Raw genomic sequence first — 22,817 nt, 5'->3', positions numbered from 1 at the left:
CTGTACGGAGCACCGCACGACATTCGCAAGCCGTACACTGTGCGAGAGCGTGGCACAGAGATCAGGAGGCCGCATGCCCGGCGACCAGGAACCGTTCGTGTCGGTGTGGGCCCGCCCCCTGCCCCGGCGCAAGGAGCAACCGGCGCTGAGCCGTGAGCAGATCGTCGCCGCCGCGCTGGAGCTGCTCGACACCGAGGGCATCGACGCCCTGAGCATGCGCAGGCTCGGCAGCCGGCTCAACGCCGGGGCCACCTCGATGTACACGCACGTGGCCAGCAAGGAGGAACTGCTCGAACTGGTCGTCGACGAGGTCTACGGCGAGATCGAGCCGCCCGCCGCGAGCGCGGGCTGGCGGCCGGCCGTCACCAGGAGCGCCCACAGCATGCGCGCGGCGCTGCTGCGCCACCCCTGGATCGGGTCCGTGCTGGGCGAGGCGGGGGTGGCCTACCTGGGGCCGAATGTGTTGCGGCTGTCGGAGGCCACGCTCGCCGCGTTCGAGGCGGGCGGCTTCTCCCTGGAGGCGGCCGACCAGGGGCTGAACACGGTCACGGCGTACGTCGTCGGCAGGTCGACCAGCGAGGCCGCGTGGCTGACGAAGCTGGCCCGCAGCGGCCACGACGAGCAGGAGTGGACCGACCGCCTGTGGCCCGCCGCCGAGCGGGCCGTGCGTGACTACCCGCGCCTGCGCACGCTCTACGCGGCACAGCGCGACCGGCACCGGCGCGACGCCCGCGACCGGGAGTTCGACGAGGGCCTCGCCTGCGTCCTCGACGGCCTCGCCACCCGCCTCCGACCCCCGGGACGGGTCAGGGACGGCTCAGGCGCAGGGTGAGGATCTGGAACGGGCGCAGCGACAGCCGCAGACCACGGCCGCCGGCGGGGTCGAGCGGGGTCTCCGGCTGTTCGAGCAGGTCGGTCACGTGGGCGGAGGTCAGGTCGAAGGCGCTGGTCAGCGTCGTACGCGCGGCGCCGCCCCGAGACTCGTAGAGCCGCACCACGACGTCGCCCGACCGGTCGTCGGCGAGCTTGACCGTCTCCACGACCACGGCCGGGTTGTCCACGGTGACCAGGGGTTCGGCCCGCGCCCGGCCGGTTCGCGCGCGCAGCGGCAGGTTGAGCGCGTACCCGCCGGAGACGGCCGCGCCGACGTCGGCCCCGGCCTCCAGCGCGTACGTGAACGCGTGCCGTCCCCGGTCGGCCTGCGGGTCGGGGCTGTGCGGGGCCCGGAGCAGGCTCAGGCGCAGTGTGGTGGTCGTGCCGCCGTCGTCGCGGGTGTGGCGGCTCACGTCGTGGCCGTAGGTGGAGTCGTTCAGCAGGGCCGCGCCGAACCCGTGCTCGCCGACGTGCACCCAGCGGTGGTTCCACAGCTCGAAGCGGGCCGCCTCCCAGCTCGTGTTCTCGTGCGTCGGCCGCCGCACGTGCCCGAACTGGATCTCGGCGCTCTCGTGCTCGGCGTGCACGTCGAGCGGCCAGGCCGCCTTGAGCACCGCGTCGCGTTCCTGCCAGTCGATGTCGGTGCGCACGACCAGGCGGCGGCTGCCCGCGGCGAGTTCGAGGTCCTGCACGACGCGCGAGCCGCCGAACGTCCGCGTGACGCGTACCACGCAGAGCAGCGGCCCGCGTTCGACGGCCGCGACCGAGTCGGCCTCCGTCAGGTCGCGCACGGTGTTGCGGTAGTGGTGGTCGAGGTTCCAGGCGCTCCACAGGTTGGGGTCGTCGCGGTGCAGTTGCAGCAGGTTGCCGGGCCGATCGGGGGCCAGGACCTCGCGCTCGGCCGCACGGTCGAACACCGAGCGCACCAGGCCCGCGCCGTCGACGCGGACCCGCAGCAGGCCGTTGTCCAGGACGAAGCCGTCGTCGCCGGCCTCGATCGCGACGGGCGCGGGCGGCTCGGGGTCGGCGGCGCCCGTGCCCAGCGCGGGGGCCACGACGGCCACCGCGTGGCGGCCGTCGGCCAGCCGCTGGGCGCCGGGCGGCGCGGGGACGTCCGGGGGCAGGGCGACGACCTCCCGCCGGGCCGTCGGGGCCGCGTTGGCCACGGTCACGCCCTCGTCCCCGGTCACCAGCGCCGACAGCGCCCGGTCGACGATCCGCTCCAGAGCGGCGTGGACGCGCCGGTAGGTCTCCTCGGCCTGCTCGTGCACCCAGGCGATGGAGGTGCCCGGCAGGATGTCGTGGAACTGGTTCAGCAGCACCTCCCGCCAGATCGCCTCCAGCTCCTCGTACGGGTAGTCGGCTCCGGCGTGCACGGCCGCCGCCGCGGCCCACAGCTCGGCCTCGTGCAGCAGGTGCTCGGCGCGGCGGTTGCCCCGCTTCGTACGGCTCTGGCTGGTGAACGTGCCGCGGTGCGTCTCCAGATACAGCTCGCCGCGCCAGACGGGACGGCGCGGATACTCGGCGCGGGCCTGCGCGAAGAACTCCGACGGCCGCGTGATCCGCACCTTCGGCGAGCCTTCCAGGTCACGCAGCCGCCGCGCCTTCTCCAGCATCTCGCGCGTCGGTCCCCCGCCGCCGTCGCCGTGGCCGAACGGGGCCAGCGAGCGGCCCGCCGCCCCCTTGTCGGCGAACGTGCGCTCGGCGTGGGCCAGCTCCCGCCCGGTCAGCTCCGCGTTGTAGGTGTCGATGGGCGGGAAGTGGGTCAGGACGCGGGTGCCGTCGATGCCCTCCCAGTCGAAGGTGTGGTGGGGCATGCGGTTGGTGGCGTTCCAGGAGAGCTTCTGGGTCAGGAACCAGCGGGCCCCGGCCAGCCGGGCGAGCTGGGGGTAGGCGGCGGTGTACCCGAAGGAGTCGGGCAGCCACACCCCGTCCTGCTCGACGCCGAACTCGGCGGCGAAGAAGCGCCGCCCGAGCACGAGCTGGCGGGCCAGCGCCTCACCGCCGGGCAGGTTGCCGTCGGCCTCCACCCACATCCCGCCGACGGGCACGAACGTGCCCTGCTCCACGGCCTTGCGGACGCGTTCGAAGATCTCGGGGCGCTGCTCCTTCATCCAGGCGTACTGCTGCGCCGACGAGCAGGCGAAGACCAGCTCCGGGTACTCCTCGGCGAGGGTGACGACGTTGGTGAAGGTACGGGCGCACTTGCGTACGGTCTCGCGCAGCGGCCACAGCCACGCGCAGTCGATGTGGGCGTGGCCGACCGCCGCGATGGTGTGCGCGGAGGCGTGGGCGGGCCTGGCCAGCACGTCCGCGAGCCGCTCGCGCCCGGCCGCGGCGGTGGCCGGGAGGTCCCAGGGGTCCACGGCGTCGATGGCGCGGCCGAGTGCCCGCAGGATCTCGTGGCGGCGCGGCGAGCCGGTGGGCAGCTCGCGCATCAGCTCGTCCAGCACCTCCATGTCCAGCAGCAGGTGCCAGACGTCCTCATCGCGCACGGCGAGGTCGGCGACCTTGACCCGGTAGAGGTCGTCGGTGCCCGCGCTCTCCTTGGAGCCGTAGTGCGTGCCGCGCCCGGCGCTGCCCGTGATGGGAGGGTTGGCCGCCAGCTCGACCAGCAGGTCCACCTGCTCGCCACCGGCCGCCTCCCGGGCCAGCAGCACCGACCGGTTGTACGGGTGCAGCCCCTGGATCGGCACGCCGGCCGCGTCGTGGACGAAGCCCTCGGCCTGGCCGCCCGGCCCCTTCGTCAGGTCGAAGTCCAGGTCGAAGACCGCCTCCACGCGGCGGCCCGCCCATCCGGCCGGAACCTCCGCACGGGCGCGCAGCCAGGTGGTCGCCCACGGGGCTCCCCAGCCCTCCCCCACGGAGAACGGCTCGTAGCGGGCGCTCAGCGCCGAGGCGACGGGAACGGGCTCACCGGGGACACGCCAGGCGGACAGGTCGAGCGGCAGCCGCGCGCTGTAGAGCGCGGGCCGCAGCTTCCTGTCGAGGAACGCGGTGACGCGGTCCTCGGTGAGCCGTCGGTCGTCATGCATCGGGTGAAGTTTCCCTCTCAGTGGGGTGCGGGGGGTGCGGGGGCGCGGTCAGGTGGATCAGGTCGCGTTCGCCGTCGGGCCACAGGACGACGGCGCTCTCCTCGGACTCGAAGCGCACCTCGGGCAGGTGCTCCGCGGCCAGGGGCGTGCCCGCGAGGTACACCGCCGCGGCGTACGGCCGCCCGAAGCGCACCTCGTCCGCGAGGACCGCGGGGGTGGCGGAGACCGGGGACAGCGCGTTGCTGTCCGAGCCGTGGTGGACGTGGGCCCGGTCGAAGCCGTGCAGGCCCACCACCGTGCTGTGGAGCCCGCCGCCGCGCACGGTGGCCTCCGCCGGTGCGCCCGAATTGTTCGTGGGCTCGTCGGAGGTGGGTATGGCCCAGCCGCCGAGTCGCAGCCGCCAGGGGCCGGGGTCGTCGTCCGGGCTCACGGGGGCAGGGTCGACGGCAGGGTCGACGGCAGGGTCGACGCGGGCCAGCCGGACCTCCAGCGCGCCGCGCAGCACGGAGGCCACGGTGATCCAGGGGCCCAGCCGGTAGCCGGTGTCCGGGCCGCCGAAGCAGTCCCAGCGCTCGTCGGCGGGCCAGTGCGCGCGGCTGCGCGAGACCGCGACGCGGCCCTCGACGCTCAATCGCCGCAAGGGCCGCCGGTGGCCGGCGTTCCCGGCGGCGTCCACCAGGACGACCGAGGAGTCCACCGGCCCGCCGCGCGGATCCTCGGGGGTCTCGGGGGCCGCGTGGGTCGAGTAGGCCAGCCGCGCGTAGAGCGGGTCGTCGGAGTGCCACCGGGCGGGGTCGGTGTGGTCGGCGCCGTGGTTGACGACGCGCACGACGCCGTCCGCGCGGGTCCCGGACACCAGCCAGCCGGGCGCGCCCAGCGTACGGGCGAAGTCACCCGACTCGACGGGCAGCGGCACCTCGGCGTCGTTCCACACCGGATGCTCGGGGGGCAGCAGGAGCCCGGCGAAGCCCTTGCTCGCCCAGTACGGCGAGCCCGGCCCGGAGTAGACCTGGAGCACCGGGCGGAAGGGCCGGTGCCAGCCGAGCGTGAGCAGGCCCCGCTCGTCGATCGAGCCGTGCCCGGTGAAGTGGCCGAGCATGCGGCCGGCCAGCCGCCGGGTCTGCCCGGGCGGCAGCGGGGTGGCCTCGAACAGGGCGCCCGTCCACAGGGGTGCGAGCGCGGCGAACCGGTACGTCACCGAGCGCCCCTGGATGAGCGGCGACCCGTTGCCGCCGACGAGGTGGCGGAAGTCGTCGAGGAAGCGCCGCAGCCGTTCCCGGTAGCGGTCGGCCAGCCCGTCCGGCGCCTGGTCGCCGAGGATGCGGCAGAACCACAGCGGGTAGAAGTGCATGGCCCAGCCGTTGTAGTGGTCGTAGTTGCGGTGCTCGCCGCCGGTCAGGCCGTCGGAGTACCAGCCGTCGGCCGCGTACCACGCGTCGGTCAGCTCGATGGTCCTGGTCAGGTCGTCGGGGCTCCAGGCGCCGCCGGCCGTGCGGGCGAACGCCTCGGTGACGGCCTGGAACCAGATCCAGTTGTTGGCGGGCATGTCGTCGCCGACCATGTGGGCGAGCCAGGCCAGGACGTGGCCCCTGGTGGTCTCGCTCAGCCGGTCCCAGATCCACGGCCGGGTCTCGTGCAGGGCCAGTGCGATGGAGGCCGCCTCCACCTTGGCCTGCCGGCGTTCGGCGAAGGTGGGCCAGCGCTCCTCGCTCGCCGGGTCGGCGCCTGCCGCGAGGCCGGTGGCGTACCAGTCGGCCAGGCCGTGCGGGTCGTCGCCGCCCGCTCCGGCCAGCCGGAACGCGGCGAGCAGGAACGTGCGGGCGAAGCCTTCGAGCCCGTCGCTCCAGGGGCCGCTCCTGCTGGGCGGTCCCGGCAGGTCGATCAGCGCGTGGCGGGCCGAGGCGTAGGGGCGGACCGCCAGCAGCAGCCGGTCGGCCAGCTCTTCCCAGGCTGCGCGGGTGCGAAAGTCCTGGCGGGGGTCATGGACTCGGCCGGGGTCATGGTCTGGGCGGGTGGGTCGCGTCATGGGTTGATGCTCTCCCAGTAGCGCTCGTACTCGGCTCGGATGCGGTCGCCGCCCTCCTTGCGCCACGTGCGCAGCGTGTCGCTCCACGACGAGAGCGGCTTGCGGCCCTGCATGACGGCCTTCAGCTCGTCCTGCATGCGGACCGTCAGCGGGCCGCCCACGGTGACGTCGGTCTCGGAGTACATCCCCTCGACGGGGTTGCGCACCAGGACGTCGACGGCGCGTTTCTGGAAGTCGTGCTGGGTGCGGACGACGTCCGGGATTTCCGGGAAATAGAGGGAGATCGGGGCGTCGGTCACGAAAATCGTCGGCAGCGTCGTCTCCACGGTGCCGGTGGGGGTCAGCAGCGGGTCGGTGCCGCGCAGCGTGTGGTCGACGCCCTCCACGCCGTACTTGCGCAGCTTGTACGCGTCCGTACCGAAGGGGGCGGCCAGGGCGTTGCACGCGCGCAGCAACTGGCGGATGCGCTCGCGCGGCGCCTTCTTGAACGCCAGCGTCGCGAAGCTGGACAGCCCCGCCCAATGGGTGCCCGGCCCGCCGTCGAATCCCGGGGCGAGCATGCCGTCGATCGCGAACCCCGGGGTGTCCTGCGCGTAGCGCCGGTAGAAGTCGTTCCAGCCGGCGTTGCCGTCGTAGTGGATGGCGATCTGGCCGCTGCCGAACCAGTCCTTGAACTTGCCGGTCACCGTGAACGCGTCCGGATGCAGCAGGCCGGCCGTGACGAGCTGCCGCATCGCGTCCAGGCCCTGCGGCAGCCGCTCGTGCTCCAGCCACGAGGTGAACCGGCCGCCGCTCTCCTGCCACTGGTTCGGCACGCCGAGCATCTCCAGCACGAAGTAGAGCGAGGGGACCGGGTCGCCGAGGGCGTACCGGCTTCTGCGGGAGTCGGTCAGGTCCGTGCAGAGCTGCTTGAACGCCCGGAAGTCCGACACGTCCGGATCGAGGGAGCGTTCCCTCACCCGGTCGGCGCGGTAGAACATCACCGATCCCACGTTCGCGCGGGGCATCGGCAGCCCGTAGATCCCACCGTTGTAGACGGTGGCCCGCCAGTGCGCGGTGGGGATGTTCGCCAGGTAGGGGTACTCTCGCACGGCCGGGCCCGACAGGTGCTCCGACAGGTCCTGGAACAGGGCGTTGAGCATGGCGGGGCGCTGCGGGATCTCGGGGCGCACGGCCATCGCGTCGGGCAGGTCGCCGCCCGCGATGATGACGGCGAACTTGCTCGGGTAGTCGCTGATGGGGGTTATCTCGAACCGCAGCTCGGTGCCGAGGCTGCGGTTGAGCGCCTGCCAGTACGCGTTGCGCCCGATCGGCGGCGGCACCGGGTTGAAGGTCATCGCCATGACCGAGATGGGCGGCCCGGCGGCCGGCGGACCGCCGGGGAAGGCGGTGACCGGGCTGCCCGGGTAGTGCAGGTAGCCGTTGAGCACCCCTTCGGGAGTGCCCGGGAAGTCCGCCTTGACCCCCTGGTAGGGAACGTGGTCGGGGAGCCGTACCTTCGCGTTGTCGGCCATCGGTACGGCGGGGCCGCCGTCGCCGCAGGCGGCCAGGGCCAGCCCGGCGGCGGCGCCCAGTGAGCCGCGCAACACGGTTCTGCGCGTGACATCAGCACCCATCTCGGGCCTCTCCTTCGGTTGCGGGTGGCCTGCTCACGTCCGTGTGCTCATCCCTTGACGGCCCCGATCATCACGCCCTTCCTGAGGTGGCGTTGCAGGAAGGGGTAGACGACGACGATGGGGACGACGGACAGCACCAGGATCGCGGCTTGGAGCGCCTGCGAGGGCGGCAGCGCCGCTCCCGAGGCGGCGGCCTCACCTGCGCCGATGGCCGCGTTGTTGACCACGTAGGTCCGCAGCACGAGCTGCATGGGCCACTTCGCGGACTCGTTCATGTAGAGCATGGCGTTGAAGAACGCGTTCCAGTACGACACCGCGTAGAACAGCCCCACCACCGCGATCGCCGCCTTGGACAGCGGGATGACGATGCTGCGCAGGATCTGCCCGGCACGCGCCCCGTCGATCCTGGCGGCGTCCACGAGATCGCGGGGAATGCTCATGAAGAACGAGCGCAGCACGATCACGTTGAAGGCGTTGACCATCGTGGGCAGGATCAGCGACCAGTAGCTGTTGATCAGGCCCAGTTCCTTGATCAGCAGGTAGCTGGGGATCACGCCCGGTGTGAACAGCAGGGAGAACAGCAGGATCATCAGCACCGGCCGGTGCCCGAGGCTGCCCGGGCGGCTCAGCCCGTACGCGAGGGTGACGCTGGACACCAGGGCCAGCGCCGTGCCGACCACCGTGACGCCGACGCTCACCAGCAGGGCCTGCGAGACCAGCCCGCCCTCGAGGATGGCCCGGTACGCCTCCAGCGTCGGCCGCTCCGGCCACAGCACGAACCCGCCCGCCTCGTTGACCTGCTTGGTGTCCGCCAGCGACGTCGCGGCGATCGAGAAGAACGGCACCGCCACCAGCAGGCAGCAGACCAGCAGCAGCACGGACTTGGCGGCCCGCCACGGCAGCGAGGCGGGGGTCTGCCCGGGGATGACGACGAGATCGCTCGTGGGAGTGGTCATCTGCGGTAGATCCCTTCCTCGCCGAAGAAATGGGCGACCTTGTTCGCGCCGAGCACGAGAACCACGCCGATGAGCCCCTTGACCAGGCCGACCGCCGCGGACACACCCCAGTCGCCGGCCAGCAGTCCCTGGTTGTAGACGTAGGTGTCCAGCACCTCGCTGGATTCGAGCCCGACCCCCGGCTGCTGCAGGATGATCTGTTCGAAGCCGACGCTGAGCGCGTCGCCCAGCCGCAGGATGAGCAGCAGCACCACCAGGCTGCGCAGCGCCGGGAGGGTGACGTGCCAGGTCTGGCGCCAGCGGCCGGCGCCGTCGACCGCCGCAGACTCGTAGAGCTGGGTGTCGACCCGGGAGAGCGCCGCCAGGAAGAGGATCGTCCCCCAGCCCGTGTCCTTCCAGATCACCTGGGAGGTGAGCAGCGCCTGGAACAGGTCGGGGTTGCCGATGATGTTCCACGTGCCCAGCTCCTGGGCGCGCAGGAAGACGTTGACCAGGCCGCCGTTGCTGAGCATCTGCTGGAAGATCGCGACGACGACCACCCAGGAGAGGAAGTGCGGCAGGTACAAAACGTTTTGCACGATCATTTTGACGCGCTCGCTGAGCAGGCTGTTGATCGCGAGGGCGAGCAGGATCGGCGCGGGGAAGACGAACACCACCTGGATCAGCAGCAGTTGCAGGGTGTTGACCAGGGCGCGCAGGAAGTCCTCGTCGCCGTTGAAGAGCACCGCGAAGTTGTCCAGGCCGGCCCAGGTGCTGTGCCAGATACCGATGAACGGCTGATAGTTCTGGAACGCGATGACGTGCCCCAGCAGCGGCACATAGTGGAACAGCAGGACGATCAGAACGCCGGGGACCGCGAACCAGAGCAGCGACCGGTCTCGGCGGCCGCCGCGTTTCCCGTCGTGGGGCGGGGCGGCCCCGGGATCGCTGCGCGGACTCCGTTGGGTGAGCAAGGACATGGGGGTGCCCTTCGTTACGGGGGGTCAGGGCGAGGGGTTGTGTGTCGAACATGTAAATCCATTGAATTGACTTACGTCAAGGGTCATCGAGGGCACCTTCCCCTCCCGTGCCCGCCGTCACCGCCGCCGTCACCGTCCCGAGACCGCCGCGAGAACGTCGCCGGAACGGCGGCGGACGGGCTCGATCGGGCACGTCCGACGGTTCTTCGCCAGTTGTCCGCCGGGTGTCCGCCGGTTGGACTCCGGAGCGGCGAAGGGTGTTGGATAAGCCCATGCGAGAGACGAACGCGGGGCACAGGCCGCTCCCGGCCGATGCGGCCCCAGCAGGCACGACGCCGCTCCGGCTCCATGCGCGGGGCGGCCGGAAGCGCCCACTGCGATCCTCCTTCGCGGCGTGAGCGCCGCACGCAGAAACACCGCGGAGGAAACCGGTCGCGGCGCCGGCGGACGCGCGCCCCGCGTGGACGAGGGAGAGGTCCTGGCGACCACGCTGGCCGGGCCGCCCGCCCCCGGCCGCACGTGGTCGGCGCGCGCGCTGGCCGACCACCTCGGCATCTCCCACGCCACGCTCACCAAGGTGTGGCGGCACTGGGGATACGCGCCGGGCGAGAGCGGCCCCGCCGTCCTGCCCTCCGACCCGCCCTGCCCGCGCGCCGAGCTGCTCGGCATCTGGGCCAGGGGCGAGTCGGCCGTGCTGGTCCTGGGCCAGGGCGCCCGCCCGAGAGGGCAGCGCGGCCGGGCGGCCGACGCCGACGAGCGGCGCTCGATCCACACGGCGCTCGCCGCCCAGCTCGACCGCGTCCGCGACGCCCTGCCCGCCGCCGACGGCGCCTCCGCCGGCGCTCCCAACGGCTCCGCGGGTGACCCCGGCGCGCTCGTCGCCGCGCTCGCCGAACGCCACCCGGACAGCGAGCTGCACGTGCTGACCTGGGGCGAGCCCGCCGCACCGCCCGCCGCACCGCCCGGCCCGGCGGCGGCCCCGGCGGCAGGCCCGGCGACCGGACAGGCCGCCTGGCACCGCGCCGGTCCCGGGATGACCTGGTACGGCACCGCGTGCGCCGTCGCGCTGGCCGAGCTGGCGGAGTTCCCCGGCCGGGTCAGGCCGGTGCTGAGCGCGCTGACCGGGGCCGCGCAGGACCACGCCGACGGCCCCCAGGGGCCGGTCTTCACGTGGCTGCGCTGGGAGCCCGCGGTGCAGCAGGCGCAGGCCCACCCGGCTCCCCGGGCGTTCAACCAGCTCGCGCTCGGCTCGTACAACGAGAAGCTGGTGATCGAGAGCATCCGGCAGGCGGTGACGCTCAGCCGGGTGGAGATCGCCGAGCAGACCGGGCTGACGCCGCAGGCGGTCTCCAGGATCACCCGCAACCTGCTCACCTCCGGCCTGCTGACCGAGGACGAGCGGCAGCCGGCCGGGGCAGGGAAGCCGCGGGTGCCGCTGCGGCTGCGGCCCGACGCCGCCTCGGCCATCGGCGTGCACCTCGACCCCGAGATGATCACGGTGGTGGCGGTCGACCTGTGCGGGGAGGTCCTCGACCAGCGGCAGATGCCCCTCGCGGGGCGGCGCGAGCCGTCGTGGTGCATCGAGCAGATGACGCGGCTGGCGCTCGAATCGGCCGCGGCGGCGACGCCCGCGTCCGAGGCGCTGCTGGGCGTCGGCGTGGCCGTGCCCGGCCCGCTCGACACGCGGGCCGAGCTGCTGCTCGACCCGCCCCTGTTCAAGGGCTGGGAGGAGGTCGCGCTCCGGGCCGAGCTGGCCGAGCGGCTGGACACCACGGTGATCGTGGAGAAGGACTCCACCGCCGCGGCGATCGGCGAGCGCTGGCTGGGCGCCGCCGACCGGGCGGGCGACTTCGTCTACCTCTACCTCGGGGCGGGGGCGGGCAGCGGCGCGTTCCTCAACGGCGACGTCTATCGCGGCACCACGGGCAACGCCGGGGAGGTCGGGAGCCTGTGCGCGATCAACACGGGTGCGGTGACGGCCGAGGGCGGTCCCGGCAGCGTCCCCGAGTGCGCGCCGATCTCGGCGGTGGTGGATCGTGCCATCGCCGCGGGGCTGGTGGTGCCGCAGGGCGACGGGGCGTACGAGTGGGTGTGCGCGGCGGCGGCGCGCGGCGACGGACGCGCGGTCGCGGTGCTGGAGGAGGTGGCCAGGGTGCTGGGCCTCGGGGCGGTCGGGTTCGTCGACCTCCTCGACGTGGAGCTGGTCATCATCGGCGGCCCGGCCGTGCTGCCCTCGGTGGCCGAGATCTACCGGCGGGGGATCGCGGCGGCGGTCAACCGGTTCCCGCTCGCGCGGCACGTGCGTGACGTGCACGTCGCGCAGTCCCGTCTCAACGAGGCGGCGGCCGCGGTGGGGGCCGCGTCGAGCGTGTTCCACGAGGCGTTCACGCCGAGCCTGAGCACGCGCGCCCGGCCGGCTCGCCGGGCCTGAGCGAGCGGGGCGGGCAGGGGGCTGCGACAGGGGCGGCGATGTTTCGGGCATTGACATAGTCAATCCATTGGATTTACATAGCCGTCACATAAGTCGCTCGACCACACCCGCGTGGACCGGCCGTACCTTTGGCGCCCCGCGGCCCGCGTACCTCGGCCTGCCATGACGCGATGGCGCGCGTCCCTGTTCGCCGCGCCCTCGTCCGGTGGTCCGCGGTCGCGGTCCCCTGCCCCCCGACCCCGAAGGCGCATCGTGAGACTTGTCCTCGTCATCTGCCTCCTGGTGACCGCCCAGTGGTTGCCCGCGGCCTCCGCGGCCGCCGACCCGACCCCCAAGAACGCCAACCCGACCCTGAAGAACAAGGTGTACGCCGGATACCAGGGGTGGTTCAGCGCCCCCGGTGACGGGTCGCCGCTCAACGCCTGGCGGCACTGGGCCGGAACCCAGCCGTCGCCCGGCAACCAGACCTTCGAGCTCTACCCCGACATGACCCAGTACCCGGCCTCCGCCAAGTTCGCCACCGGGTACGCGCCGCTCGGCAACGGACAGCCCGCCACGCTCTTCTCGTCCTACCCGGCCGAGGTCGTGGACCGGCACTTCGCGTGGATGAACCAGTACGGCATCGACGGCGCAGCGCTCCAGCGGTTCGGCAGCGACATCTCCGTCCCCGACGCGCCGCGGGCGGTCGTCCGCAACTCGATCGCCACCAAGGCCAGGGCCGCCGCCGAGAAGTACGGCCGCGGCTTCTACGTCGAGTACGACGTCAGCGGCCTCACCGACGCCAACCTGGAGCAGGTGCTCAAGGACGACTGGACGAACGTCATCACCGGCACCCTGCGCCTGACCGACTCCCCCGCCTACGCCAAGGAGAACGGCAAGCCCGTCGTCGAGATCTGGGGCCTCGGCTTCACCAACCGTCCCGGCACCGCGGAACAGGCCGAGCGCGTGGTGCGGTGGTTCAAGGACCAGGGCCTGTACGTGGTCGGCGGGGTGCCGCGCGGCTGGCGTACCGACGCGGGCGCCAAGCCCGGCTTCGCGCCCGTCTACCGGGCGTTCGACATGCTGTCGCCGTGGATGGTCGGCAGCACCGCCGACACGGCTCCGCAGATCGCCGACGACCTCGCGGCGCTGAGCGCGACGGGCCAGGACTACCTGCCGGTGATCTACCCGGGCTTCGCCTGGTCCAACTGGAAGGACGGGCCGCGCAACGAGATCCCCCGCCGCAGCGGCGACTACCTGTGGCAGCAGGCCGTCAACGTCCGCAAGGCCGGGGTGCCGCAGGCGTTCATCGCCATGTTCGACGAGTACGACGAGAGCACGGCCATCACGCCGGCCGCCGAGGACTCCTCGATGATCCCGACCAACCAGTACTTCCTGACCACCAGCGCCGACGGCAAGTTCGTCTCCTCCGACTTCTACCTGCGCCTGGCGGGCAAGGCCACCCGCATGATCTCGGGTGCGGACCCGCTCGTCACCCAGGTGCCCATCCCGCTGTCCGCCGGTCCCGTCTTCTTCCGTACGAGCCTGGAACAGGACACCGACGCCCGGCCGACCTGGACCAGCACCCCGGTGCCCGGCGGCCTGTCGAACGTCGCCGGGCCGGGCGGCGCCGGCTCCCCCACGCTCGCCCCGGTGACCGGCCAGGACAACCAGCTCGGCGAGTCGGCGCTGCGCGCGCAGGGCAGCTCCACGGCGAGCGGTCACTCGTACGCGTACTTCCAGGTGTTCGACGTCGACATCCCGGTGAGCGCTCGGACGCGGCTGTCGTACGCGTTCCTGCCGAAGGACGCGGGCGGCCGGCACGTCGCGGTCGACTTCGTCATGACGGACGGCTCCACCCTGCGCGACAGCTCGGCGACCACGACGACCGGCGTCGACATGCATCCGGCGGCGCCCAAGGGCCAGGTCGGCACGTGGACGACGATCCAGAGCCAGGTGGGGAGCGCGCTGAACGGCAAGACCATCGACAAGATCCTCGTCGGCTACGACCGGCGCGGCGCCGCGGGCGGCTTCACCGCCTTCCTCGACGACCTCTCCATCGCCGACTCCTGACGGATCCACCGACCTCGACGCGCATGAGGCCGCCCGGACCGCGTACCGCGCCGTCCGGGCGGCTCCGGGTGTTCATCGCTCCTGGGTGCGCGGCAGGCGGCGGCTGGGTCATCGCCGCGGGCGTCGGCAGGGCGAAGATGCCCTCGCCGGTCAACGCCGGTCGAAGAACGCCTATGTGGCCGCCGCGATCTCCGCGGCGTGCGCGGCCACGTCCGTCCGGGTGCCGTCCGGGGCGATCAGGATGCGGCGGGCGAGCGGGTGCGCGTAGGCGTGGCCGTTCTCCCGCGACTGGCGGTGGAGCAGCGGGTAGAGCACGCACACGGCCGGATCCCCATGGGGGCACAAGGACTCGAGGTGGTCCCAGGCGAGTTCGCCGGCTCGGCCGGCGCGGGCGAGGTCCACGACGTCCTGGACGGTCGCCTCCTTCCTGCCGAGCAGGGCGCGGGCGGCGGCCAGCACTTCGGCGCGTTCCCCCTCGTACGCCTTGTCCCAGCTCCGGTCGGACATCTCGCGCAAGGGCACGGCCCGCGCGACCAGATGGGCGTGCGTTTCCCGCGTGAACGCCTTTGCCAGCCGCTTCTCAACCCGCTCCGGCATTCCTTCGGCCAGGACCGCCGATCCGGCGTCCGCCGGCTGGGCCCCGATCCCGTCGACGGCAGGGTGCTCCCCCACGACAGCGCCCGTCATGGGGGCGGCGACGTCGGCAGCCGTGAGAGCGGCGATCCGGGCCGCGACGGCGACAGGTTCCTCACCGGTGATGGCGGCGATTCTGGCAGTGGCGGAATACGGGCCGTTATCCTCCGCGAGGGCTCCGGCGAAGGCCGTCAGGAGACCGTCGTGGCGTGCCTTCCAGCGCCAGCTCGCATACAGATCGGGCGGGAAGCCGCCCGCCACCGCCGCCACACCACCGTATCGTCTGGCGAACCAGAGGCACGAATTCGTGATCAGGCTGCCGCGCAGTAGGGCCGACACGGTGGCCGGGACGCCTGCCACGCGGGCCGCCGCAGCGTCGGCACCCCGGAGTATGCCGAGCACCGCAGGCTCTATCTCGGCTGGCACCGTCCGCCACAGCCACGAGTCCGTGAGCCACCTGTTCAGTGGGTAGGCGAGCGGGGACCGGCGCACGGCGAGCAGCGCGAGTTCGAACGCGACCACGGCACGCAGCTCGTCGCGGCGCATCTCCGTCAGGTACGGCAGCCCAAGGCGTAACTCGTCCCTCCAGGGAGCGACCCGCACGGCCAGCGCGTCGGGACGCGCCCACGCGTACACCCGCCTCGGCCTGCGCAGTCCCAGCTCGGCGGCCACCTCGGCGACCAGCCGGTGCAGTTCCTCGTCCGCCAGCGGCACCCGCGATCTGTCCGGCACCACCGTCCGGAGCGCCGCGATCATCCCGGCAGCGATCAGGCCACCCGCCACAATGCGAAGGAGAGCAGGAACGAGCGCGACCACGACCGACGCCACGACGCCACCGGCCGCCACCGGCACCAGCCACCGCCACACCCACACCGGCACGAGCAGCAACGGCCGCGCCTTCAGCACCGTCCAGAGCAGACGCAGCCGCGGAACCGGGATGCGCTCTCCCTCCAACCGGGAGTTCACCAACTCGATCTCCTTGATCAGACCGACCGACAGCAGCCGCCCCGCAGACGTCTCCTCCGGCCGGCGCCACAGCAGGGTATCCGGATCATGCCGGGACACGATCGTGACGGCTCGAGCCGCGTGGGCCGGACGACGTCGGCGGGCCCTACGGGATGCTTCTGAGGTCGATGACGACCCGCTCGACGCCCAGTTCGTAGCTCACCAGGCCGACGACGACCAGCATCCCGTCGGCGCGGTCCCGCTCGCCGGTCTCCAGGCTGAGGAGGTCGGTGAACCCGCGCGCCGCCGTTCCCACCCAGGGGTAGTCCCGGGGGCATGGCGGGGCCGGGATGGCGGCGGAAGTGATCGCTGCCACCGAACGGTTCCGCTGAGCCGTACGGGGAGCTGTGGTTCCGCGCCCGGTCCCCGGCCCGGCACGGCGGGCGGGCGGGGCGCTCAGCTCTGGTGGAGGAGTGGGGCGTAGTAGCCGCCGTCGCCCTCGGCGAAGGCCGTGAGCATGGCGGCGGCGTTGGCGCGGTCGGTCTCGTCGGGGTCGTCGGAGGTCAGCTCGTGCTCCAGCACCCACATCTCGAGCATGATCGAGTAGCCGATGAGCACGTCGGGGCCGCCCGCCGCGTCCAGCTCCGCGGCAGCGAGGCGACGGACCACGGGCTGCAGCGGGGTGCGTTCGCCGGGGTCGCCGGGGCCGAAGGCGATCTTGACGAGTTCGTTGAGGTCGATCGCGACGGGGGCGACGACGGCGAACTCGAAGTCGAGCAGCGCGACCACGCGGCCGTCGTGCCACAGGGTGTTGGGCGTGCAGAAGTCGCCGTGGTTGAGCGCCTCGGGCGCGGCGGGCAGCGCGGCCCAGAAGCGGTCGAGCGCCCGGCCGAGCCCCTGGGCCTGGGCCGGGGTGAGCCCACCGGCCGAGACGAGCCGGTCGAGTGCGGCCGTGGCCGCCGCCGGGCTCTCGGGGAAGAACGGCGATCGGGGGCGGGCGAACGGCTCCGCGGCGGCGACGTCGACGCGGTGGACGTGGCGGACGCGTTCCCACATCTGCTCGATCGCCCGGGAGCGGGCCGCGTGGTCGAGCGACAGCCAGACCTCCTCCAGGCTCTGCCCGGCGATCCGCCGGGAGAGCACCCACTCATGGCCGCGCAGCACGCCCGCGTCGATCACGGGGGGATGGCCGACCTCGGCGGGCAGCAGTCGCAGCAGGCGTGCCTCGCGGAGCAGGTCGGCGGCTCCCGGCCTGGTGGCCACGCGGACGACGAACTCGCCGGTCAGCCACGTGGCGTTGGTCCAGCCCCGGCCGCGCTCGGCGCCGCCGGGATCGGCCCCGTGCTCGCGCAGGACCTCCTCGGCCACGCGCCGCGGATCTGAGGTGCCGGTGTCGTCATGGGTCACGGCGGCACGCTACCAGCGGCGCGGGCCGCTCATCGAACCGTTATTCGAGCCGAAGGCGTGCCCGTCCCCGTCGGCCGGCCCGGAGAACGCGTCCCGCGAGGGCGGTGGCGTCCATAGTGGACGTCATGACGCTGCCGCCCGTCCCCAAGCTGGACGTCCACCGGGCCCTGCGCGAGTTGCCCGTGCCCCTCGCCTACGACGGGCCCTGCGCCGGAGGGGAGGTGGGCGCCGCCTACGTACGATGGCCGGACGGCCACCGGTCCGTGCTGACCCGCGGTCCCGACGTGCGCGCCCTGCTGGCGGCGGCCCGGGCGGCGGGCGTTCCCGCGCCGGAGTACGAGCTGGTTCACCCGCCGCTGGTCGTTCAGCGGGTGCTGCCCGGCGTGGCCCCGCACGCGCCCACGGCGGAGATCGTCGCGGGCATGGTCGAGATCAACCGGCGTTGCCGCGGCATCCTCGCCGGGCGCACGGACCTGGAGCCGGTGCGGCTGCACCTGCGTACGGACGGCCCCGGCTTCTGCCTGCACGGATCGCTGCGCGCGTACGACAGCAGGACCCGCTGCCTCCTCGACCAGGTCGAGGAGATCGGCCGCGCGTTCCCCGACACGCTGGCGGGCGAGGACCTGGTCCACTACGACTTCCACGCGGGCAACGTCCTGGTGGACGCGGCAGGGGCCGTCACGGGCGTGATCGACTGGGACGGCGCCGCGCGCGGCGACGCGGACCTCGATCTCGTCACGCTCCGCTTCGACCTGGCCCATCGGGCCCCAGGGCTGTGGGCGGGCGTGCCCGGCGCCGTGACCCCGGCCTGCTGGGCGCACATGAGCCTGCGCCTGGTCGACTGGGCCATCCGCCACCACGCCGACTCCGACGTCACCGCCTGGCTGGAGACGGCTCAGCGGCTCAGGCCCCGCTGACAAGCAGCGCGGGAGGTCGCGTCAGGCGAGCCGTACCCCTGCGGGACGGGTGATGGACGCGATGAGGCTCTGCACGAAGCGCATGATCAGCGCTTCCAGGAGCATGAAGGCGGCCTTGGCCACCAGGGAGGCCAGAAACTCAGACAACTCTCTACCTACTCGGTCAGAACAGCACTTACAGGCATATTTCTGTCCAAAAGTGTATATATGGTATCAAGTAGTCTATCGATTTGGTGAACAGACGATGACTGTTCACTGCTCAGCCCCATGCTCAGCCCGTGTCCGCGCCCGTGTCCGCGCCCGTGTCCGCGCCCGTGTCCGCGCCCGTGTCCGCGCCCGTGTCCGTGTCTGTGCCCGTGTCCGCGTCCGTGTCCGCGTCCGGCCGCTCCAGGATCGCGGTCACCTTCGTCGCCGCGGCCGCGCAGCCCAGCCCGATCCCCCACGCGAACGGCCCAACCGGGCGGCAGCCGAAGAGCTGGCTGAGGCCGGGCACCGAGACGATCAACCCGAGCACGCCCAGCGACGACACCACGGCCGCCACCACCATCCGGTCCCGCCGGCCCAGCGCCAACGTCTGCAGGAGTTGCGCCGACACCAGACCGATCAGCCCCACCGTATCGGCCCGGCCGCGGGTGCCGGTCACCCGGGCCAGCAGCCACGCCACACCCGCCGCCGCCCCCGTGGCGACGGCCCGCCGGTAGATGTCGCGGGTCAGGGCGGCGCCCAGCGACGCCTCCGGACCCTCCGCCAGCAGGCGCTCCGGGCTGGCGGCGCTCGGCGGCCGGACGGCCACCGCCATCGCGGGCAGCATGTCGGTGAGCAGGTTGACCAGCAGGAGCTGGCGGGCGTTCAGCGCGCTGCGGCCGGTCAGCAGGCTGGACCCGAGCGTGAACGCGATCTCCCCGATGTTGCCGCCCAGCAGGATGCCCAGGGCGTCGCGTACGGAGGCCCACATGCCCCGGCCCTCCACGATCGCATCGATGATCGTCTCGATGCGGTCGTCGGCCATCACGATGTCGGCCGCGGCCCTGGCGGCGGGGGCGGCGTTCGTGCCGAGGGCGATGCCCACGTCGGCGAGCCGGATCGCGGGCACGTCGTTGGCGCCGTCGCCGGTCACGGCCACGACCTTGCCGGCCTTGCGGAGGCAGGTGACGATCCGCGCCTTGTGCTCGGGCGTCACCCGGGCGAAGACCGCCACCTTCGGCAGCGCCTCGGTCAGGGCTTCGTCGTCGAGCCCCTCGAGTTCGGGGCCGGTCATCACGCGCAGGCCGTTCAGCGCGCCGATCTCCGCCCCGATGGCCTCCGCCGTGCTGGGATGGTCTCCGGTGACCATGACGACCCGTACGCCGGCCCCCACGAGCTGCTTCACGCTGCGTTTGGCCGTCGGCCGCACCGGGTCGGCCAGCCCGAGGAACCCGCGGAAGCACAGGCTCTCGATACGGGACTCGTCGAGGTCGGCCCGGCTGGACGCGGGCCGCTCGGCGACGGCGAGCACCCGGTAGCCCCGCAGGGCCAGGCGCTCCACCTCCTGCTCCAGTTCCTGCCTGGCGCGCTCGTCCAGCGGGACGCTGCCCCCGTCCACGGCGATGGAGGTCGAACGGGTGAGCACGATCTCGGGAGCGCCCTTGACGCTCAGCAACTGCCCCGACTCCGACCGGCCCAGCACGGCGTGGTAGCCGCGAGCCGGTTCGAACGGCAGTTCGTCCACCCGCTGCCAGCTCTCCAGCCCGTCGCTGGGGGTGAGGCCGAGCCGCTCGGCGCCGTTCACGATCGCGCGGTCGGTGGGGTGCGGAACGGCGTGCCCGCGCCCGAACCTGGGCCCCGCGCGCAGCGCGGCCCCGACGATCGCCCTCAGCTCGGGCGTGGCCTCCTCCACGGCCTGCTCGGTACGGCCGTCCGAGACCAGGCGCAGGCTGATGTGCCCCTCGGTGAGCGTGCCGGTCTTGTCGAAGCAGAGCACGTCCACCCGGCCGAGGGCCTCGATCGTGGACGGGTTGCGTACGAGCGTGTTGTGCACGGACAACCGCTTGGCCGAGGCCAGCTCCGCCACCGTGGCGACGAACGGCAGCCCTTCGGGGACCGAGGCCACGATCATGCTGATCGCCGGGGCCAGCGCCTGCGACATCGGCGAGCCGCGCACCAGCTCGACGGCCATCAGCAGCGCCCCTGAGCCCAGCGCGGCCGGCAGGATCCGGCGGCTCAGCGAGCGCAGGCGCAGCTCCACCCCGCTCGGCGGCGGGCCTTCCTGGGCCAGCCTGGCCGTCCTGCCCGTCTCGGTCGCCTCGCCCGTCGCCACGATCACGGCCAGGCCGTGCCCCACCGCGACGGTCGTGCCCTGGTAGACCATCGAGGCGCGGTCCGCGACGGCCGGGGCCGCCGTCGGCGCGGCCGTCTTGGCGACGAGCTGGGACTCACCGGTGAGGGTCGACTCGTCGACCTCCAGCCCGGCCGCCTGGATCAGGCGTCCGTCGGCCGGCACGGCGTCCCCGGCCTTCAGCTCGATCACGTCCCCGGGCACCAGGGCGTCGGCGTCGCCCTCCACGACGCCGGTGGGGCGGCGCAGCCGTACCGGGACGGCGGTGGTCTCGGTGAGACGGTGCAGCGCCAGGGCCGCGCCCCGGCGCTGCGCGCCGCCGAGCAGCCCGCCCACGGCGGTCACCGTACTGATCAGCGCCGCGTCGAGCACCGAGCCGAACGCGGCCGACAGGCCCGCCCCCGCCGCCAGCACCGGCGTCAGCGGGTTGACCAGGTCCTCCAGTGACGCCCTCACCAGCGACACCGGCTCGGCGGCGGCCTGCCGGTCGGTTCTGCGGAGTGCGGCCTCCGCCTCGGTCAGCCCGTTGGGGGACGTACGCAGCCGGTCCAGGACGTCGCGGACCGCCATGGCGTGCCAGGGCGTGTGGTCGGCGGGCACCGGAGGAGCCTCGCGGCCCACGCTCCAGCCCGCCCACTCCCCGGAGGCGAGGGCGGCCAGCGCCGTGCAGTCGCGGGCCAGGTTCGCGCGGCCCACCGCGGCCGTGGCGGGGCCGAGCAGCGCCAGCCCGGCTCCGGCGACGGATCCGGCGGCGGCCACGTACACGCCGCGCTTGCTCGCCGTCCTGGCCGAGGCCAGGAAGCGCAGGAGCAGGTGCACGGCGTCGAGTTCGCCGATCACGTCGGCGTCCCACGGGACCCGCCCCCCTGCGGCGCGCACGTCGCCGCCGAGCACGCCGATGCCCAGGTCGGCCTGGCGCAGCCCGCGCCGCCCGCGCCGCGACACCACGGCCACGCCGTGCCCCTCCGCCTGCAGGGCCCGCACCGACGCCGCCAGCCTGGCCCCGCCCTCGACCGTACGCTCCACGCCCAGCCGTTCTGCCAGGCCGGGCTCCCCGCCGGCCAGGATCACCATGCACGCCTCCTTGGGCGCGGCGACCAGGGCCTGGGCGAGGGGGTGCGGCTCGCGGGCCAGCCCGGCCAGGGCGACCGGGGTGCCGTCCCGCGACACCTCGACCGCGCGCAGCCCCAGCCCGCGCCACGGCCTGGGCACGCTGGGATGCGGGCGCACGCCCCATCCGTCGCGTTCCCGCCGGGCCGCGGGATCGGTGAGGTCGAGCAGCGTGTACAGGCGGGCGTGCAGGTCGTCCCTGTCCACCTCGGGGGTGAGCGGGTGCACGGCGTCGATCGTCCAGTCCCCCGTGGCGAGCACGGCGGCGTCCACGACGACGGTGTCGATGCGGTCCATGCGCAGCAGAGCGTCGCGGCGCAGCACCATCGTGCCGCCCTCGGCCAGGCGGCGCGCGGCGGAGCTGGTGTAGGCCTCCCTGCCGAGGTTCGCCGCCTTGGGGATGGCGGTGATCAGCATGGACAGGCCCCGGTGGTGGTTGCGGCTGATGAGCGTGGTCACGCCCTGCGCGGCCACGCCCGTCGTGGCGGCCGCGTCGCCGTAGCGTTCCACGGGCCCGCGACCCAGCGGGACCGGCCGCGCCGCCGCTGTCGTACCGGTGTGCCGGTACGCCCCGTCCTCCGCGGCGAACTCCTCCTCGCGCCGCCGCCACGCCCGGCGCCCGGCGCGCGCCTCGACGTAACGTCCGGCCGCGGCCACGGAGTCGATCATCAGGCCCGCGGGCCGCAAGGCCAGCGTCTGCGAGGCGACCCGCCCGGTCGCGACCACCGCGTCCCCGAGGGACTTGCCGAGCCTGCGCTCCAGCTCCACCCGGATGCGCGGGGTGTGCTCGACCAGTGCGACGACGCTGGGCACCACGGCGGGCAGCCTCGGCAGGCGGGCGAGCCGGCCGGTCGTCGCCAGCCCGGTGCCGGCGAGCTGCAGGCCCAGGCAGACGGCGGCCCTGGCCTGCTGCTCGACGCCGTCGAACACGCGAGCCTGGCCGGGCCGCCGTTTGCCGGTCTCGTCCTGCTCGTCGTACTCCTCGACGATGGTCACGAGCTTGTCGAGGTCGGCGGTCTCGTCGCAGGCCACATACACGCAGCCCAGCGTGCCGTTCACCTCCGCGCGTGCCACGCCGACCGCGAGCAGCCGGTCCTCCAACGTACGGGCGGGCCCCTCCGTACGGGGCCCGCCGATGTGGCGCAGCTCGATGCGATAGCCGCCTGGGCACGGCGTGACCCGGCGGGGGCGCGGGAGGACGCCCCTCACCGGCTCGGGGAGCATGTCGAACAAGACGTCGGCGGAGAGCAGGCCGAACAACGCCATGGGTCCTCCCGTCTAAGGCGGCGTCGCTGATCACCTGCTCGGCGAGGTGCTCTTGCGTCTGCTGGTGCCTGTGGTGGTCGTGGTCTTCCTCGGGCTCGTGGCCGTGACGGCCCTCCGGCGGGCGGTGCCCGAGGTCTTCGCGGTCGTGGTGGTCCTGCGCCGGGCGGCACCCGAAGTCGCGGCGGCCGTAGTGGGCCTGCGCCGGGCGGTGCCCGAGGTCTTCGCAGTCGTAGTGGTCCTACGCCGGGCGGCACCCGAAGTCGCAGCGGCCGTAGTG

Annotated in this window: 15 protein-coding genes; 5 read left to right on the top strand and 10 right to left on the bottom strand. The window is 73.4% G+C overall.

All coding sequences use genetic code 11. The features are described 5' to 3' along the window. The first annotated feature begins 73 nt into the window (after positions 1 to 73). On the top strand, positions 74 to 832 hold the full coding sequence (locus tag ACZ6S0_RS23210; protein ID WP_465921107.1) for a TetR/AcrR family transcriptional regulator: 759 nt from the start codon (positions 74 to 76) through the stop codon (positions 830 to 832). Here the strand turns inward: ACZ6S0_RS23210 and ACZ6S0_RS23205 are convergent. The 5 genes from ACZ6S0_RS23205 to ACZ6S0_RS23185 are packed head-to-tail and all read right to left on the bottom strand — an operon-like array spanning position 807 to position 9,465. Continuing rightward, on the bottom strand, positions 807 to 3,908 hold the full coding sequence (locus ACZ6S0_RS23205; protein WP_465921104.1) for an alpha-mannosidase: 3,102 nt from the start codon (positions 3,906 to 3,908) through the stop codon (positions 807 to 809). The two genes, ACZ6S0_RS23210 and ACZ6S0_RS23205, sit on opposite strands and share 26 nt — an antisense overlap. Next, positions 3,901 to 5,934 (bottom strand): DUF2264 domain-containing protein, encoded by a 2,034-nt coding sequence (locus ACZ6S0_RS23200; protein WP_465921102.1) that lies wholly within the window; start codon positions 5,932 to 5,934, stop codon positions 3,901 to 3,903. Before ACZ6S0_RS23200 ends, ACZ6S0_RS23205 begins: the two co-directional genes overlap by 8 nt. Further along, positions 5,931 to 7,550, bottom strand: a complete 1,620-nt coding sequence (locus ACZ6S0_RS23195) for an extracellular solute-binding protein (protein WP_465921101.1) — start codon at positions 7,548 to 7,550, stop codon at positions 5,931 to 5,933. The genes ACZ6S0_RS23200 and ACZ6S0_RS23195 overlap by 4 nt, the downstream gene beginning before the upstream one ends. 47 nt (positions 7,551 to 7,597) lie before the next feature. Continuing rightward, entirely contained in the window at positions 7,598 to 8,506 is a 909-nt protein-coding gene (locus ACZ6S0_RS23190; protein WP_344887582.1) for a carbohydrate ABC transporter permease, read from the bottom strand. Then, a complete protein-coding gene (locus tag ACZ6S0_RS23185; RefSeq protein WP_465921098.1) occupies positions 8,503 to 9,465 on the bottom strand; it encodes an ABC transporter permease in 963 nt (320 codons plus the stop codon). The genes ACZ6S0_RS23190 and ACZ6S0_RS23185 overlap by 4 nt, the downstream gene beginning before the upstream one ends. 460 nt (positions 9,466 to 9,925) lie before the next feature. On the opposite strand from ACZ6S0_RS23185, the gene ACZ6S0_RS23180 reads away from it, so the two are divergent. Further along, positions 9,926 to 11,896: an ROK family protein gene (locus ACZ6S0_RS23180; protein ID WP_465921094.1), complete on the top strand. Its 1,971-nt coding sequence runs from the start codon at positions 9,926 to 9,928 to the stop codon at positions 11,894 to 11,896. Positions 11,897 to 12,148: 252 nt separating this feature from the next. After that, entirely contained in the window at positions 12,149 to 13,948 is a 1,800-nt protein-coding gene (locus ACZ6S0_RS23175) for a glycoside hydrolase family 99 protein (protein ID WP_465921091.1), read from the top strand. Between the two features lie 171 nt (positions 13,949 to 14,119). Here ACZ6S0_RS23175 and ACZ6S0_RS23170 read toward each other — a convergent pair whose 3' ends face one another. The 3 genes from ACZ6S0_RS23170 to ACZ6S0_RS23160 form a co-directional block, all read right to left on the bottom strand. Beyond that, positions 14,120 to 15,646, bottom strand: coding sequence for a hypothetical protein (locus tag ACZ6S0_RS23170; protein ID WP_465921090.1), 1,527 nt, complete (start codon positions 15,644 to 15,646; stop codon positions 14,120 to 14,122). A gap of 46 nt (positions 15,647 to 15,692) precedes the next feature. Further along, positions 15,693 to 15,902: a hypothetical protein gene (locus tag ACZ6S0_RS23165; RefSeq protein ID WP_465921088.1), complete on the bottom strand. Its 210-nt coding sequence runs from the start codon at positions 15,900 to 15,902 to the stop codon at positions 15,693 to 15,695. Between the two features lie 80 nt (positions 15,903 to 15,982). Further along, the gene (locus ACZ6S0_RS23160; RefSeq protein WP_465921086.1) at positions 15,983 to 16,933 is read right to left on the bottom strand and encodes a phosphotransferase family protein; all 951 of its coding nucleotides are present in this window, start codon (positions 16,931 to 16,933) and stop codon (positions 15,983 to 15,985) included. Positions 16,934 to 17,058: 125 nt separating this feature from the next. On the opposite strand from ACZ6S0_RS23160, the gene ACZ6S0_RS23155 reads away from it, so the two are divergent. Further along, a complete protein-coding gene (locus ACZ6S0_RS23155; RefSeq protein ID WP_465921085.1) occupies positions 17,059 to 17,850 on the top strand; it encodes a phosphotransferase in 792 nt (263 codons plus the stop codon). Between the two features lie 21 nt (positions 17,851 to 17,871). Here the strand turns inward: ACZ6S0_RS23155 and ACZ6S0_RS23150 are convergent, their stop codons facing one another. Continuing rightward, positions 17,872 to 17,997 (bottom strand): hypothetical protein, encoded by a 126-nt coding sequence (locus ACZ6S0_RS23150; RefSeq protein WP_465921081.1) that lies wholly within the window; start codon positions 17,995 to 17,997, stop codon positions 17,872 to 17,874. 124 nt (positions 17,998 to 18,121) lie between these two features. Then, on the bottom strand, positions 18,122 to 22,540 hold the full coding sequence (locus ACZ6S0_RS23145) for an HAD-IC family P-type ATPase (protein WP_465921079.1): 4,419 nt from the start codon (positions 22,538 to 22,540) through the stop codon (positions 18,122 to 18,124). Between the two features lie 46 nt (positions 22,541 to 22,586). Here ACZ6S0_RS23145 and ACZ6S0_RS23140 point away from each other — a divergent pair. After that, positions 22,587 to 22,817, top strand: a 231-nt coding sequence (locus tag ACZ6S0_RS23140; RefSeq protein ID WP_465921076.1) for a hypothetical protein, incomplete at its 3' end; no start/stop codon positions are given.

It is taken from the genome of Nonomuraea sp. NPDC051298, from assembly GCF_055586305.1.
Note: the sequence above shows the minus strand (reverse complement) of the source record. Positions and strands in the feature narration are given on the sequence as shown.